The sequence below is a fragment of the Ammoniphilus soli genome, from assembly GCF_040813775.1.
The window spans coordinates 49,090-63,602 of record NZ_JBEGDL010000006.1 but is presented as its reverse complement, the minus strand read 5'-3'; the positions used below and the strand labels follow the sequence as shown (position 1 = coordinate 63,602).

At 44.5% G+C, this 14,513-nt stretch carries 17 protein-coding genes and 2 pseudogenes; 2 read left to right on the top strand and 17 right to left on the bottom strand.

The genetic code is table 11. The features are described from left to right. Nucleotides 1–28: 28 nt before the first annotated feature. From ABLT31_RS13940 to ABLT31_RS13910, 7 genes are all read right to left on the bottom strand, one after another. A complete protein-coding gene (locus tag ABLT31_RS13940; protein WP_367752516.1) occupies nucleotides 29–421 on the bottom strand; it encodes a sulfurtransferase in 393 nt (130 codons plus the stop codon). A 36-nt stretch (nucleotides 422–457) separates the two neighbouring features. After that, nucleotides 458–1,108: a DsbA family oxidoreductase gene (locus tag ABLT31_RS13935; protein WP_367752514.1), complete on the bottom strand. Its 651-nt coding sequence runs from the start codon at nucleotides 1,106–1,108 to the stop codon at nucleotides 458–460. Between the two features lie 34 nt (nucleotides 1,109–1,142). Beyond that, nucleotides 1,143–1,775, bottom strand: coding sequence for a nitroreductase family protein (locus tag ABLT31_RS13930; protein ID WP_367752512.1), 633 nt, complete (start codon nucleotides 1,773–1,775; stop codon nucleotides 1,143–1,145). Between the two features lie 55 nt (nucleotides 1,776–1,830). Then, nucleotides 1,831–2,145: a thioredoxin gene (trxA, locus tag ABLT31_RS13925; protein WP_367752510.1), complete on the bottom strand. Its 315-nt coding sequence runs from the start codon at nucleotides 2,143–2,145 to the stop codon at nucleotides 1,831–1,833. Nucleotides 2,146–2,190: 45 nt separating this feature from the next. Next, complete coding sequence (locus tag ABLT31_RS13920; RefSeq protein WP_367752508.1) at nucleotides 2,191–2,577, bottom strand: IDEAL domain-containing protein; 387 nt, start codon at nucleotides 2,575–2,577, stop codon at nucleotides 2,191–2,193. Nucleotides 2,578–2,793: 216 nt separating this feature from the next. After that, nucleotides 2,794–3,213, bottom strand: a complete 420-nt coding sequence (locus ABLT31_RS13915; protein ID WP_367752506.1) for an Rrf2 family transcriptional regulator — start codon at nucleotides 3,211–3,213, stop codon at nucleotides 2,794–2,796. A gap of 125 nt (nucleotides 3,214–3,338) precedes the next feature. Further along, entirely contained in the window at nucleotides 3,339–4,040 is a 702-nt protein-coding gene (locus ABLT31_RS13910; protein ID WP_367752504.1) for a SprT family zinc-dependent metalloprotease, read from the bottom strand. Between the two features lie 171 nt (nucleotides 4,041–4,211). On the opposite strand from ABLT31_RS13910, the gene ABLT31_RS13905 reads away from it, so the two are divergent. Then, nucleotides 4,212–4,352, top strand: a complete 141-nt coding sequence (locus ABLT31_RS13905) for a hypothetical protein (protein ID WP_367752502.1) — start codon at nucleotides 4,212–4,214, stop codon at nucleotides 4,350–4,352. Between the two features lie 285 nt (nucleotides 4,353–4,637). Here ABLT31_RS13905 and ABLT31_RS13900 read toward each other — a convergent pair. After that, nucleotides 4,638–5,253 (bottom strand): annotated as a pseudogene (locus tag ABLT31_RS13900) (LysE family translocator). A 119-nt stretch (nucleotides 5,254–5,372) separates the two neighbouring features. Further along, entirely contained in the window at nucleotides 5,373–5,756 is a 384-nt protein-coding gene (locus tag ABLT31_RS13895; RefSeq protein WP_367752500.1) for a gamma-glutamylcyclotransferase family protein, read from the bottom strand. Between the two features lie 212 nt (nucleotides 5,757–5,968). On the opposite strand from ABLT31_RS13895, the gene rarD reads away from it, so the two are divergent. Next, complete coding sequence (rarD, locus tag ABLT31_RS13890; protein WP_367752498.1) at nucleotides 5,969–6,862, top strand: EamA family transporter RarD; 894 nt, start codon at nucleotides 5,969–5,971, stop codon at nucleotides 6,860–6,862. Between the two features lie 48 nt (nucleotides 6,863–6,910). On the opposite strand, the gene ABLT31_RS13885 is transcribed toward rarD, so the two are convergent. The 8 genes and pseudogenes from ABLT31_RS13885 to ABLT31_RS13850 all read right to left on the bottom strand — a co-directional run bounded on the left by ABLT31_RS13885 (nucleotide 6,911) and on the right by ABLT31_RS13850 (nucleotide 14,497). Continuing rightward, on the bottom strand, nucleotides 6,911–7,165 hold the full coding sequence (locus ABLT31_RS13885) for a dienelactone hydrolase family protein (RefSeq protein ID WP_367752496.1): 255 nt from the start codon (nucleotides 7,163–7,165) through the stop codon (nucleotides 6,911–6,913). Nucleotides 7,166–7,179: 14 nt separating this feature from the next. Continuing rightward, a pseudogene (helD, locus tag ABLT31_RS13880) lies at nucleotides 7,180–9,496 on the bottom strand (RNA polymerase recycling motor HelD). Nucleotides 9,497–9,514: 18 nt separating this feature from the next. Then, a complete protein-coding gene (locus ABLT31_RS13875) occupies nucleotides 9,515–10,165 on the bottom strand; it encodes a TetR/AcrR family transcriptional regulator (protein ID WP_367752494.1) in 651 nt (216 codons plus the stop codon). A 122-nt stretch (nucleotides 10,166–10,287) separates the two neighbouring features. Continuing rightward, on the bottom strand, nucleotides 10,288–11,265 hold the full coding sequence (locus ABLT31_RS13870; protein ID WP_367752492.1) for an electron transfer flavoprotein subunit alpha/FixB family protein: 978 nt from the start codon (nucleotides 11,263–11,265) through the stop codon (nucleotides 10,288–10,290). 13 nt (nucleotides 11,266–11,278) lie between these two features. Then, a complete protein-coding gene (locus ABLT31_RS13865) occupies nucleotides 11,279–12,046 on the bottom strand; it encodes an electron transfer flavoprotein subunit beta/FixA family protein (RefSeq protein ID WP_367752490.1) in 768 nt (255 codons plus the stop codon). 23 nt (nucleotides 12,047–12,069) lie between these two features. Then, nucleotides 12,070–12,519: an acyl-CoA thioesterase gene (locus ABLT31_RS13860; RefSeq protein ID WP_367752488.1), complete on the bottom strand. Its 450-nt coding sequence runs from the start codon at nucleotides 12,517–12,519 to the stop codon at nucleotides 12,070–12,072. Between the two features lie 2 nt (nucleotides 12,520–12,521). Then, a complete protein-coding gene (locus ABLT31_RS13855) occupies nucleotides 12,522–13,703 on the bottom strand; it encodes an acetyl-CoA C-acetyltransferase (protein ID WP_367752486.1) in 1,182 nt (393 codons plus the stop codon). A 14-nt stretch (nucleotides 13,704–13,717) separates the two neighbouring features. Beyond that, a complete protein-coding gene (locus ABLT31_RS13850; protein WP_367752943.1) occupies nucleotides 13,718–14,497 on the bottom strand; it encodes an enoyl-CoA hydratase/isomerase family protein in 780 nt (259 codons plus the stop codon). Nucleotides 14,498–14,513: the final 16 nt, after the last annotated feature.

Sequence of the window (14,513 nt, the reverse complement as noted above, 5' to 3'; positions counted from 1 at the left end):
GTCTAGAAACAAAAAAGAGAGTCCCCTGTTAGCATGGGACTCTCTTTTGATTTTTTAAGGAGGCTGGCTTAGTCGCTAACTCCTCTCCCTCTGTCAAGTAACATTCTACGATATCAAACCCTTTTCGCCGTAAAAATCGCACGGAAAGATTGAGCAGCAGCTGATCCGATGCAACAACCACAATGGCTTTGTTGTTGATTTCCCCATAATGTCTTTTTAGATAGGCATAGGGTAACTGAAAAACGCCTTTAACTGGATATTGGTCAGCTATATTGTAATCTCGAACATCCAAATAAGTGACATGCTCCTGTTTGAATTCGTTTGCCATAGCCAGGCGGGGAACCCCAGAAACCGGAATATACCTTTTATACATAGAAAGCAGTAAACCTAGTAATAAAACGAACAGGATAAACGTAAGCATGTTTGATCGACCTCGGGTTAGTATTGTCTGATTCTTTTATTCACATCCGTCGATTCCGCACACGAGACCTTCTGGTTGAACGGGTAGGAGTGTTTTTGCCAGTTCCTGATCAATGACCTGCTCTAGAGAATCCTTGCTATAAAGGCCCGGTAATTTGCGATCCCCAATGATGAGGGTAGGAACCGCTTGGATGTTCGCTTCCTCATAGGCATGCCGAAGGGCTTTTTGATGAATATCTTTGTACTTTCTAGTCTCTAATGCGTCCCGAAAATCCTTGGGACTCAATCCTGCTTCCTCTGCTATTTGGACAAGGACATCGATTTCTCCAATATCCCTTTCGTCTTGGAAGAAGGCAGCCATTACCCGATGGTTATATTCGTTCCCTAGCCCTTGTTCTTTCGCAAATTGGAATCCTTCGAAAGCTAAGTGTGTGTATGGCTGGGGCGATACGCGCGGCAGTACCATCTTGATCCCAAAGCGTTCTGCTGTAGGATAAACCGACTTTTTCCAAGCATTCTGCAAGTAATCTTCCTCAGGCTTTAAGGTCGGATGGGGAAACGGCCGTAATTCGAAAGGCATCCATTCCACTTCCACATCTTTGCCTTTAATCGCTTCTTCCAGCGGACCCTCCGCTATAAAACAATACGGTCAAACATAATCAGAATACACGCGAATTTTTAAAGTCATTCTTAAGACCTCCGCATAGAATGTATCTTAGAATTTAAAAACTTTCCTTTATCAGTACATCGCTTAAAGGAAAACGACTCGTCTGGTGTGCTGGTTCCTCACTATATCCTAACGAAATCATCAGGACTGGAATATAACGTTCCGGGATATTGAGCTCCTCCCGCAAAGCAACCGGATTATAACCTCCCATTGGACATGAATCCACACCATTCGCTTTGGCTGCAAGCATCAATTGCATCGCAGCAAAGGAAGCATTTCGAATCGCTTCATGAACCCCAATATTCTCAACATGCTCGTATGCGCTGTTTATGTTGTTCACTAGCTTATTCTTGGCTTCTTCTGTCATGTAACCCGAACGCACTGCTTCTTCATATACCGTTTCCGCGTTCTTATTCGCTTCCGTGTCTCCAAGTACGACGACAACCGCAGAAGCATCTGCCACTTGTTGTTGATTATTCGCAATAGGGTATAATCGATTCTTACGTTCTTGATCCTGTATTACAAGAAACTTCCAATGCTGAAGATTCCACGATGAAGGGGCCGTTCCTGCACCTTCTATAATTTGGTTTAGCGTCTGCTGAGGGATCGCAGCTCCTTTCTTATATTTTCTTACACTGCTCCGTTCCTTCATGACGTCCATGACACTAAGTTGTTCTGTAACAGTCATTTTGCCCACCTCTAAATAGAATAATTTTTATTACAGTTTATACAGAGAAACAAACTTACAAATGATCTTTCACCAAGCTGACCAGACGCTCTTTAGGTTGAAAGCCAACGATTTTCTCCACCACTTGCCCGTCTTTAAATAGCAATAGTGTAGGAATACTCATCACGCCAAAATGCGCCGTTGTGTTCGGGTTATGGTCGACATTGATCTTTCCAATCTTAATCTGACCCCCAATTTCACTGTCCATTTCTTCAAGAACAGGGGCAATCATTTTGCAAGGCCCGCACCATGGTGCCCAAAAATCCGCTAATACGATACCGGATGAAACTTCGCTTTGAAAATTTTGATCATTAAGTTCTACTATAGCCATATTGTTTACCTCATTTCTAAATTTATTAAATCCTTCCCTGTGTTCCTACTTCAAGCCCGAGGTACCTAATCGATTTCTTAACGTTGAGTCATGGACGAATCTCTGTCCGTTTCCGGAAGATCCTTGTTTAAAGGCTTTTAATTTCTCAGTCAACTCCATAAACCACACTTCATCTTTGCTAGCTAAAGCGACATCAATGACATCACGAATTTGTTCTTCATTGTAATAAGACGCGATGGGCAGTTTTTCCACCCAGGAGCTTGGGGTTTCCACCGTTTTGCCAATCGTTTCAGCATTATCCGATTCAACCACAGTAACCTTTACAACCCCGTGGTACGAATCCGTATCTTCGATATAACCTCGGATCAATTCCCCATTCTTTGACTTTCCCTTCACCCAGTCGCCAACTTCGAATTGGTTGCTCTTCCTCATAGCTAATAGTCCCCCCATTCATATTGTCACTTTTTTTATTACAGTTATTCTATAACAAAAATAAATTACATTAAAACCTAAAGTAGCATATGAATTTCTTTTCCTGCTTCATACTGTAATCATAATCTATACAGTTAATGCAGTCAATAAGATTTTGAGGATTTGGGCGTAACTGTAATCTAATTCATTACAATTAATTCAAAAAATTAAACAATATCATGGACATTGTTTAATTTTTTTCAATACGGAATCGATTGTAATTTGATCCAAATATTTTTCAAAATAAGCATCGGCTTCATCAAATATTTCGTCCATTACGCCTTGGATATTGGAAGAAATGAGACACGATTCTTCCGGATCGCCAGTGCACCAGTGTGGCTTGATCGTCCCGCATGACACGTTGCGATAGATTTGTGCTAGCGTAATATCTTGCGGATCACCGTTAAGAATATAGCCTCCGCCTATTCCCTCTTTGGTCTTCACAAATCCGCCTTTGCGCAAGCAACCCATTACTTTTCTGATTCTTGCTGGATTAGTGGCCACATTTTTTGCTATCAAATCGCTGCTTGCCATATGATCAGGCAAATAAGCTAAAAACACCAAGCTGTGAACGGCAATCGTAAATTCACTATTCAAAGGAATCATTTCCTCCCTATGTGAAGGATACTGTAATTTTAGGTTATACAGTTCCTAAAGTCAATATCCGTTGAGGCTTCTTAGTGGATTAAGAAGAGCCCTCCATGAATTTAGGACTCTTCTCCCTACTTTTCTACCTCGACGCTCAGTCCATCCGGAAAGATCAACATATAAGGTCCGTATTCCAAAGGTTCTTTGCAACAGCGGCTTATCAGTTTCTTTCGCGGCTTTTTCTCCAATCCCGTAAAGGTCCTGCAGCTCTTACATCTTGTGACATAACCTTCTTTCATGGCGAGGGCAAACAAAGGGGCACCAATCCGTCGGCATTCCTTTTTAAACGTATCATCCTCATCCCGAAAAGGTTTCCCTTCCATAAATAAATGATAATGAGCAAGCTCATGCTTCAGGGTTCCGATCACATGCTGAGCCCCGAATTGATTGTATTGCCACATGCTTTGAACAATGCGCAGCGGCTTTTGGGATCGTTGGTCAAAGGAAAAGAAACCGGCAGCTCCTTTTAAAGTTTTATCCCACTCTATCGGCACTTTACATGGACGCCCAAAATACTTAAGGCTTAACAGATTCCCAATCCCATCAAGTTCTTTATCCGTATTTGTATCAATGCTTCGAATCAGCCTTTCATGAAATGAACCATCTGTTAAAGAATCTTTAGCCATTTCTTTTGCTGTTCGCTTTAATCGGTCGATCTCGATTTTCGCTTTTTCATAGTTTATCTCCGTCAGCCAGGAACCGGGGTTTTCCCCTACCTCGAGGAGCAGGGAATACAATGCTTTCATCATGATTGCAGTCGGTTTATCGTAGTTCATCTTGATATTTTAGTAGAGCGGCTGTTTTTTGACAACCCAAAATAACTTAAAAAAAGTGTGAAATTATCTGACATAAGAAATGAAATCTTTGTGAATAATGAGTATTATGGATTCATACCTTAATTGTATGATGATTTTTGCCAAAAATATTTCAACCAAGGAGGACAGCATATGAACAAAATATCCATGGATAAACTCAATCAGCTTGAATTGGAGCTTTTGAACAGCGACCAAGCAAAAGAAATCACGGTGGAACTCGCTCAAGAGTATATGCTGGCTGACTTGTTTTCCGGTACACACCCACAATCCTAATGAAACATTTTTTGATGCATTCCCATTAGGCTAGATCGGTTTTGCCGATAGTTAAAAGACTACACCTGTTTTGTGCCAGAGTGGCATCGTTGCTGGCTTACAGCATTTCATGAGCCAAAGGCTTCAGCTTTACCTAAGAAAACATCAGAGGCTATCCTTAAAGAGTCGCTTAACCAGAACTTTGAGGATAGCCTTTTCTTTTTGTTTACTATATAACGCCTTCGTATTAGGAAAAAAGTGAGTCAAAAAACCTCCCCAATCCTTTATGATGAGGGAGGTTTTTCTTTATCCTTTCTGATCCTGAAAAGCTAGTTTTAAACCTAGGGCAATATAAATGGAACCCACAATCTTCCCTTGCAAGCGGGAAAAATACTGGTTCTTCGGGATAAGCCAAGGACCTATCGAAGCTGAGAGAATGACTAAAAGAGTTGTATACATGAAACTCATAAGTACAAAAGTAAGTCCTAGAATTAAAAGCTGTAGGACGACAGAGGACCCATCATTGCGAACAAATTGCGGTAAAGGCTAAGAAAAAAAGAGCGGTTTTCGGATTGAGCAATTCAATGAGCACAGCCTGGCGAAAAGACAACGCAGGACTAGTTTTTGTCTTGTACGGTTGGTCATCTTTCTTCGACTTTTCCAGTATGGCACTGATTCCCAAATAAATTAAGTAGATGGCACCTAAATACTTGACAATCTGAAAAGCCAAAGCTGAAGTCATTAATATAGCCGAAAGACCAAGCACTGCCGCCACCGTATGAAGCAAATCCCCTGCAGCAATTCCAACCCCTGTGATAATTCCAGCCTTCTTCCCACCTCTAACCGTTTGGGATATGGTTAGAAAAACAGCAGGCCCTGGGATCAGAAATAGCATAAGGACAACAGATACAAAGGTCAGCATTTTCACTCTCTCCTATTTGAAATGATAATCCTATCTTACCAGAGTTTCTCTGAAATATGCTTTTTAAAATAAAAACAGGGTCTCTTTCATAAGTAGAGGCCTATTTTTCCTATCGCACGCTATTTTCCCTGCACCCAATCCCCGCTTTCGATAATCTCTAAGTCTAAAATATTATCATCGGCATAAACATAAAGCTGTGCTAAAATTTCTCGATTCCCGCTGTACACAATCTGACTTATCCGATCATAGAGATTGTTTTTCCCTGGACCGCAGTAGCCCTCCAGTTCATCCAACCGCTCTAATTCCTCATCCGTAACGGCATAGACTTCACCTATAACTCGCTGCTGGGCATGGGGGAGCATACAAGGATAGCCTTCACCCGTGTCATAAAGGACTCCATAGGTCCAGCAGTGCGGCAGAACCAGTTTAGCCTTTGAAAGGAGAAAGTGATTGCATTCGCCTTTTCGTAAGGTACCATAGACAAAAACATGATGTTGGTTCATTTCGACCTCCTGTTTTCTTGTTATTCCATTCCTTGACGAAATTAGGGGAATTAAATTCCCTTATTACAAATATTCATAAAGAAACACTATAAATAAAGGAAGAAACTTCCCTTTGGGCTGAGCCCATACTAGTTTCAAAGACTTTTGACAAATTTCATTTCCTAGGTTTATAGTAAAGCTTATTATCTTACCTATCATCTGAGGAGAATACCATGAATCAAGGAATTATTTATGCTATCCTCGCCTATCTCTCGTGGGGATTATTGCCGTTGTATTGGAAGCTGTTCTCGTCCATGACCGCATGGGAAACCCTATCGCATCGGGTCGTTTGGTCTTTTCTGACAATAGCCCTCATTATTTCGTTGCGCGCGGGATGGAAGAAAGCAAGAGCCGCGATTCAAGATCGCAGGCAAATTATAGGCATCACGGCCTGTTCGATCATGATTGCCATCAATTGGGTTATTTTCATCTGGGCCGTCAATGTAGGGCGAGTTGTTGAAACAAGTCTTGGCTATTACATTAATCCCTTAATCAGTGTGGTTGTGGGTGTTTTTCTGTTGAAAGAAAAGCTTCATAAAGGCCAATGGCTGGCCATCTTCATAGCCGCGCTCGGAGTCACTTTCATGACCTTTAGTTATGGGCAGGTTCCTTGGATTTCTCTTACGTTGGCTCTCAGCTTCGCTTTATATGGATTTTTTAAAAAATCAGTCCCCGTTGAGCCTATGATCGGACTATTATGGGAAACATTGATTGCCTTTCCGGTCGCTCTGCTTTATCTAAGCTACATGCAATACAAAGGGACGGAAACCTTTTTCCAACAATCCCTTCCCGTGCTGATAGCGATGGCCGTTGCCGGAATTGCTACGCTGCTTCCCTTGCTCTGGTTTGCCGAAGCCGCAAAACGTTTACCGTTAAGTACCGTCGGTTTCATTCAATACCTAGCCCCGACCACCACCTTGCTGTTGGCCATTTTTGTTTTTCATGAACCTTTTACCAAGACTGAGCTCTTTAGCTTTTCTCTTATTTGGCTATCCTTAGTCATTTATACCTTTAGCACATGGAATTCACGGATTAAGCCCCAGCCCAAAGAGCCTTTATCGGCTTAAACGCATAAAGAAGCAAAAACGGCCCTTGTCACCAAGGGCCCCTTTTAATTATTTTGAAGTCACGCGATTTAGAAAGTCAAGAGCCCTTGAGAAAGCATCCCGTGAACAGTTCACGTCATAAGTCGGATTGGTGTCATTGAAAAACGCATGTTTCGCCTCAGGATACACCACGGCCTCAAACGATTTGCCTTGATTCTTCATTTCCTCTTCGAAGGCAGGGATCAAGTTGGTGATGTTTGGATCTTGTCCACCGTATAAGTAACTCTTCCATTCTACCACATTTTTGCATAAAAAATCCCCCAAAGGGAAAGAGACAATCACATCACAAACGGACTCCATTTCCCTACCGAATACAGGTGCAGCTCATGCATCGCCCTCGTACACGCGGTATAAAACAATTTCCGTTCACGTTCTTCCCCATATACCTTCTCGGAGGCATTGTAGATCAGGACCGCGTCAAACTCCACTCCTTTGGCCAGATAAGAGGGGAGGATCACGATACCAGTCTGAAGAGAAGCCATGTCTTTCTTGATCAAATGTAGCGGAAGCTCTCGGCTTAATTGATCATACGCTTCTTGAGATTCCTTAGCCGTCTTGCAAATCACAGCAATGGTCTGGTAGCCTATCACCTGCAGAGTACGGAGGCGCTCAACCATTTTCTTTACCAGCTCCTCCGAGTTAGCCACTTGGGTACAGGTTGGGGAAATCCCCTCCCGGTTAAAGGGCTCAATGGATCCTCCCCCATGAAGGAGCCTGCGGGTAAATTCCACGATCGGACGAGTGGAACGGTAGGTCCGCTTAAGAACAACCTTTTCCGTTTGCTCGGGGGAAAAGAAGGAGTACAGCGATCTCCAGCCTTCCTCGTCATGCGAATGGGTGAAAATAGCTTGATTCCAATCCCCTAGCACCGTCATTTTACTGTGCGGGAATAGCTTCTTAATGAAAGCAAACTGAAAGGCTGAGTAGTCTTGCGCTTCATCGATAAACACATGGCGAATAGACGGATTGGACTGAAACCCTTCAGCCGCTCTTTGAGATATAAATAAGGAGTGGCATCCTCATGCTTCAGCACCCTCTCATCCAAGTCATTTACGGTTTGCTTGCAAATCTCCGCCCACTGTTTGGGCCAATGAATTTCCGGAATCCATTCACAGATCTTTTGCGGATCAAGAAACAGCGCTCGATACATCGAAGCGACATCGATAAACTGAAGTTGATCAACAAACCGATATACGGGTTTAAAATGCTTTTGGACCACTTTTTTGGCAAGCAGCTCCTGTTCACTGTCAAAATCATCAAAAGTATGCTCCGTGTATTTTTCTTGCTTCTTTAGTTCCTTGTAGGCCCATTGATACGCTTCTTTCCCCAGCAGCTCCACTTCCTCTTCTACCCATGACTCGCTTCTTTCCCTGCCTTCATGCTCTTGGAGTTGGCTGTGCAGTCTCTCAGTTAACAGCGCTAGCCGATTAGGAATCGCAACCGTATGGTCGAGGGCATAGAATTGCTCCTCTATCCTTCCAGCTGGGATCAGAACCCTCCCACGAAATGTGATGTCCTGAAACACCATCCCTTTCCTTTCCAGGCAAGAAACATAATGGTTGATCAAGTCGAGAAACGCGGCACTCGCTTTGAATTTCATTGCTTCAATCCGAGCCGCATAGCTTGATTCGGCATGGGAAGTCAGGACGTATTCCATCTGCTCCAAGGGGTCCTCTAAGATAAAGGTGCTACCCAGACGATGCTCAATATATTCCTGAAAGGTAGTTTGCTGCATATTCTTCTCCCCGAGCTCAGGAAGGACGGACGAAACATAGCTATTAAATAGGTTATTGGGGGAAAAAAGAACGATCTGATCAGCGGTCAGACTGCCGCGGTATCGGTAAAGCAAGTAGGCCACTCGCTGGAGGGCCGCTGAGGTCTTTCCGCTTCCGGCAGCCCCTTGGACAACGAGCAATGGACTCCGATCGTTGCGGATAATCTCGTTTTGCTCCCGCTGGATCGTAGCCACAATACTTTTCATTTGCGCATCCGCTTGTTGCTTTCCAAGAACTTGCTGAAGGAGTTCGTCCCCAATGGTCACGCCCGTGTCAAACATACTGAGTAAGGATCCGTTCCGGATGATATACTGTCTCTTCCCCTTCATGGTGCCAGCTATCCTGCCTCCTGGCGTCTCGTACTCCGCAGGCCGGGCAAGCAGTCATAGTACAAGCTGGCAACAGGGGCCCGCCAATCATAAACAAGGAAATCGAGATCGTCTTCATCCATTAAGGAAACCACCCCAATATACACCCGTTCCTCTCTCGGAAAACCCTCTTCTTGAAAATCGATCCGTCCGAAATAAGGGCTATCCTGTAAACGCTTAAGGGCGTAAAGCTGTTTTTTCGCTTGGCGATGGATTCTCTCTCTTTCCGAAAGAACCTCCGCCTGTTGCTTGACGCTAGCGATCGTATCGGCCATCTCATGGGAATCATCCACATTGATGGTGACATCATCCCAAAAGCTTTTCCGATATTCTATGACATTTTCTCTTTCTTCTTGGACCTCTTGCTCAAGACGTTGAATTTTCGTCTGGATTTCCTGAATAACCCGCTCCACCCGCTGATGTTCTTCCCGATTGACATCCTCCATCATCATCTGCCAGCCTCCCCCAAGTTATGGACGATATTCAAGACCTGCAAAATACGGTGTAACAGCCGAAAAGCTTCCAGGAGCCGCTCCCAGCATTTTTTCGTAGATCTCTCCTACCGCACGAACCTTCTCAGTAAACTGTTCCTTTGAACAGGAAAATAAACTGGGATCCAGCATAAAGTGCATCCCTGCGAGCAAAAACTCGGTCACTTGCTCTGGATAACTCGTGTGAAAACAGCCTTCCTGCACGCCTTGCTCGACGATGCCGGCCATAATCGGAACATAGTCCTTGATCATTTGAATCTTTAATCGTTGATGATACAGGGAATTCCTTTCATGATGCAAAACTTTCATCAGTCCAGACTGATAATTCTTTGCCGCTTTCTGCAAGAAAGCCTCTGTGACTTGAAGAAATTTATTCAGCGCCGGTTCACCCTTTCGCCCAGCAATCTCTTGGAACAAAGGAATACTTTCCTCAATCTGCACTTGGATCACCGCATCAGCAATTTCCTCCTTGGATTTGAAATAATGATAAAAAGTCCCTTTCGCCACACCAATCTTTAGAATAATATCGTTAACTGAGGTCTTTTCATAACCTTGTTCAGAAAATAATTCAGTTGCCGCTTGAATGAGTTCCCATCTTCTTTCTTCCGGTTTCTTTACTGTTCGGGTCAAGGCACTTCCTCCCATCCTTTTCTACATATAGAATAAATTATTGACCGACGGTCAGTCAATAATTTAGTTGGAAAATTATACAAATACAAAAAGACCCGGTGAAAATACACCGGGCCATTCTATTATACAGACACTCCATCTAATACTTTCTTTACTTCTTCCGTTAGTAAAGGAACCACTTCAAACAAATCTCCTACGATGCCATAGTCGGCCACTTGGAAAATCGGGGCTTCAGGATCCTTATTAATGGCGACGATCACTTTCGAATTCGACATCCCTGCCAAGTGCTGGATCGCTCCCGAAATCCCGCAAGCGATGTACAAATCAGGAGTAACCACCTTTCCCGTTTGTCCGATCTGCATAGAATAGTCGCAATATTCAGCATCACAAGCTCCACGAGAGGCACCCACGGCTCCTCCTAACACATCGGCTAATGCTTGAAGCGTTTTGAATCCTTCCGCACTCTTCACTCCGCGTCCTCCAGAGATGACCACCTTGGCTTCGCTTAAATCGACTCCTCCCACTGCCTTACGAACCACTTCTTTTACGACAGTCCGAAGGTCCTGAATTGTAGGTTGGAAAGGCCTCACCTCGATTTGACTTGGTGATTCTTTTAATTCGAAGTTATTTGGACGAAGGGTAGCAAAGATGGTTCCTTCCTTGAAGCTCTTCTTTTGGAAGGCCTTCCCCGCATAGATAGGTCGGTTAAACTGAATGCTTCCATCCACTACTTCTATCCCAGTGCTATCGGTAATCAGACCTAATCCTAAACGAGCAGCCACTCTTGGAGCCAAATCTTTACCAATTGCGGTGTGTCCCATTAGGATCACATCCGCTTGTACCTCTTGGATCAACTGAACGAGAGCTTGGGCATAAGCATCTGTCGTATAAACCGCTAAGCTTTCCGCTGTACTGCCATATAATTTGTTGGCTCCAAACTGGGAGAGCTCCTTCTGATAAGTGCTAGAATCTGCTCCAAACAAGGCGGCGATAATTTCTCCGCCTTCTGCCAGTTGCTGAGCGACAGATAAAGACTCCAATGAAACCCGGCGCAGTTTTCCTTCTTTTACTTCGGTGAGTACGAGTACTTTTCTTCCCATGGCTTCTCCCTCCTTAGATCACTTTCGCTTCTGAACGAAGTAACTGGACTAATTCACTGACTTGCAGTTTGACATCCCCTTGAAGGACACGACCTGCTTCTTTTTTGGCCGGCAAATATTGATCGATAACTGTTGTACGCGAAGTAGAATCCTCACTATTGATACCGAGGTCCGCTAGGGTGACAACCTCCAGCGGCTTCTTCTTAGCTTTCATAATTCCCGGTAGAGAAGGATATCGCGGTTCATTCAACCCTTGTTGGGCCGTGACCAGGACTGGTAAGGAGACTTCCATTTTTTCCAGATCCCCTTCCACATCCCGTTCAATGGTTGCCTTGCTTCCCTCAATGGTCAGCTTCGTAATGGTGGATACATGGGCAATGTTCAATTCCTCCGCTACACGAATGGCCACCTGGCCAGAACCTGAATCTACTGCCATGTTTCCGCCAAGAATTAAATCGAATGGACGGTTTTTGATTGCTGCAGCCAACCATTTGGCCACCACATATTCATCAGCTTCCGCTTCACTAGGCTCAATTCGGACGGCTTGATCTGCCCCCATTGCCAGTGCAGTGCGCAAGGCACTTTCCGCGCGGGCCGGACCAACCGTCAGAACGGTAACTTCTCCGCCGTTTTCCTCTTTTAATTTCACAGCTTCTTCGATGGCATACTCATCATAAGGGTTGATGATGAATTCGACTCCATCCTCACTGATCTGGCCGTTATGGATTCCAATTTTTTCTTCGGTGTCAAAGGTTTGTTTTAACAAAACCAAAATGTTCATAAGTATGTTCCCTCCTCACGTCTTTAGGCACTTACCCACGGGTTTAACTGATTACTTTCGGATAACTTATCCAACATTAAAATTCCCTTTACATCATCAGGAATGGGGACTGCCGAAATGCCATCTTCCGTTCTCTTCACCCATCCGCGAACCTCATAGCCGTAGCCGGTTCTCACGTCACCGCGAAACACCTCATGTTCAAATCGGATCGTTTTTCGATGTATTTCAGCGACCATGGTCTTAATCGTAATGATGTCATCATAATATAAAGGGTTTTCGAAAGAACCTCGAACATCCAGTATGGGAAGAATAATATTTTGTTTGCTTTCGAGCTCCGACATCGGAAGTCCGATACGGCGAAATAATTGATGGGATGCGATATCAAACCATTTAAAGTAATTGGGATAAAATACGATCCCTGCTTTATCCGTATCTCCGAAATTGACGATGAGTTGAAATTCATTTCGTCTCACGTTTACACCAACTCCCAAATCGCTGCAATTCCTTGACCGCCGCCAATGCAAAGGGAGGAAGCACCATATTTCTTTCCTCTGCGACGAAGCTCATAGATCATCGAAAGGGTAATTCTCGTTCCGCTAGCCGCTAGGGGGTGACCTAAAGCTATGGCCCCTCCATTGACATTCCCGATTTCCGGATCGAAATCCAATAATTTTTGACATCCTAGATACTGGGCCGCAAAAGCTTCATTAATTTCAATGAGATCGAGATCCTGTACCTTCATATCCGCTTTTGACAAGGCCTGCTGTATTGCGGAAACCGGCCCGATTCCCATTAATTTTGGCTCTACTCCTGTAATCCCCCACGAAACTAAACGAGCGATCGGCTTTAAATTTCTTCGTTCGGCATATTCAGAGGAAGCAAGGATGACGGACGCTGCCCCATCGACCAAACCGCTGGCATTTCCTGGAGTTACAACTCCGTCTTTTACAAATCGGGCAGAAAGCTTTGATAATCCTTCGAATGTCGTCGGACGCACATGCTCATCTTTGTCAATGACGGTTTCACCTTTTCTTGTCTTAATGGAGACGGGTGCAATCTCTTCTGCCAGATAACCCTTTTCGATAGCTGCAAGGGCTCTCTCATGGCTTCTCACCGCATGGGCATCTGTCATCTCTCTCGTAATGCCATATTCCTTCGCTATGTTCTCAGCCGTAATGGCCATTGTACAATCGCCATACGGATCATACAACGCTTCCCACAAATAGTCTGCCATTGGAGCTTGGCCCAGGGGAATTCCCCATCTGGCTCCGCGAATGACATGGGGGATTTGGCTCATATTTTCCGTACCGCCAGCTACCGCTAACTGAGAATCTCCCACCATGATCGATTGGGCAGCTGTTATGATAGCCTGCAATCCGGATCCGCACAGCCGATTTACCGTCAACCCTGGAACGTGCTTAGGAATTCCAGCCTTCAATCCCACATGACGGCCTACAAAAACCGCATCAGGGCTCGACTGTATGACATTCCCCATCACGACTTGATCCACTTCTTCCGGATCCACCTTAGAGCGAATCATCGCTTCCTTCGCAGAAGCAGCTCCTAAATCAATCGCGGATACATCTCTAAATGATCCTCCGAATTCAGCAAAGGCCGTCCGCGCCCCTTCAACCAAAACGATTTCACTTTTCCCCATTACGCTCACCCTCCTTATGCTCCAACAAAATTCGGTTTCCGTTTCTCTACGAAAGATTGCATTCCTTCTTTGCGATCTTCACTAGCGAAGGCATTTCCGAAGCAAGCCCCTTCCAGATCCAAACCAGAATCTAGGTCTACTTTTGCTCCTGTGTTCACTGCTGTTTTCATCATTCTCATCGCAATTACTGGCTTTTCAGCTAATTTCGCTGCCCATTGTTTAGCAAAATCAAGCAACTCTCCCATCGGGACCACTTTATTAACGAGACCTACTTGATAAGCTCTTTCCGCATCCATCATTTCCCCAAAGTAAAGCATTTCCTTCGCTACGGTGTGTCCAAGAAGCCGCTGAGAGCGCTGGGTTCCGCCAGCACCTGGGATAATTCCAAGGTTAATTTCCGGGAAGCCAAATTTCGCATTCTCCGAGCAAACCCGCAAGTCGCAGGCTAAAGCGAGCTCAGCTCCGCCTCCTAAAGCTAACCCGTTAACCGCCGCGATAATAGGCTTGGAAAGTCTCTCCATTTTCCCAAAGGTAGTACGGCACATTTCATTCTTTTCCATGATTTCTAAAGGTGTCAGATGCATCATATCGCGGATATCCGCTCCGGCAGCAAACGCTCTGTCTCCTTTTCCGGTAAGGATGATGGCCCTTACTTGACGATCCTGCTCAAGTCCATCCATCAGCCTGGACAATTCCTCAAATAACTGCCAGTTTAACGGATTATACGGAGGACGATTTAAGGAAACGATCGCCACATTTTCTTCCACAATACATTCCAATAGCTCTAATTGCATCTCTTTTTCTTCCTTC

Excerpts from the sequence above, each read along its gene's own strand:
- ABLT31_RS13910 (WP_367752504.1), bottom strand. The coding sequence starts at position 4,040 with ATGAACTACGATAAACCGACTGCAATCATGATGAAAGCATTGTATTCC.
- ABLT31_RS13940 (WP_367752516.1), bottom strand. The coding sequence starts at position 421 with ATGCTTACGTTTATCCTGTTCGTTTTATTACTAGGTTTACTGCTTTCT.
- ABLT31_RS13920 (WP_367752508.1), bottom strand. The coding sequence starts at position 2,577 with ATGAGGAAGAGCAACCAATTCGAAGTTGGCGACTGGGTGAAGGGAAAG.
- ABLT31_RS13855 (WP_367752486.1), bottom strand. The coding sequence starts at position 13,703 with ATGGGGAAAAGTGAAATCGTTTTGGTTGAAGGGGCGCGGACGGCCTTT.
- ABLT31_RS13905 (WP_367752502.1), top strand. The coding sequence starts at position 4,212 with ATGAACAAAATATCCATGGATAAACTCAATCAGCTTGAATTGGAGCTT.
- trxA (WP_367752510.1), bottom strand. The coding sequence starts at position 2,145 with ATGGCTATAGTAGAACTTAATGATCAAAATTTTCAAAGCGAAGTTTCA.
- rarD (WP_367752498.1), top strand. The coding sequence starts at position 5,969 with ATGAATCAAGGAATTATTTATGCTATCCTCGCCTATCTCTCGTGGGGA.
- ABLT31_RS13865 (WP_367752490.1), bottom strand. The coding sequence starts at position 12,046 with ATGAACATTTTGGTTTTGTTAAAACAAACCTTTGACACCGAAGAAAAA.
- ABLT31_RS13895 (WP_367752500.1), bottom strand. The coding sequence starts at position 5,756 with ATGAACCAACATCATGTTTTTGTCTATGGTACCTTACGAAAAGGCGAA.
- ABLT31_RS13930 (WP_367752512.1), bottom strand. The coding sequence starts at position 1,775 with ATGACTGTTACAGAACAACTTAGTGTCATGGACGTCATGAAGGAACGG.
- ABLT31_RS13850 (WP_367752943.1), bottom strand. The coding sequence starts at position 14,497 with ATGCAATTAGAGCTATTGGAATGTATTGTGGAAGAAAATGTGGCGATC.
- ABLT31_RS13870 (WP_367752492.1), bottom strand. The coding sequence starts at position 11,265 with ATGGGAAGAAAAGTACTCGTACTCACCGAAGTAAAAGAAGGAAAACTG.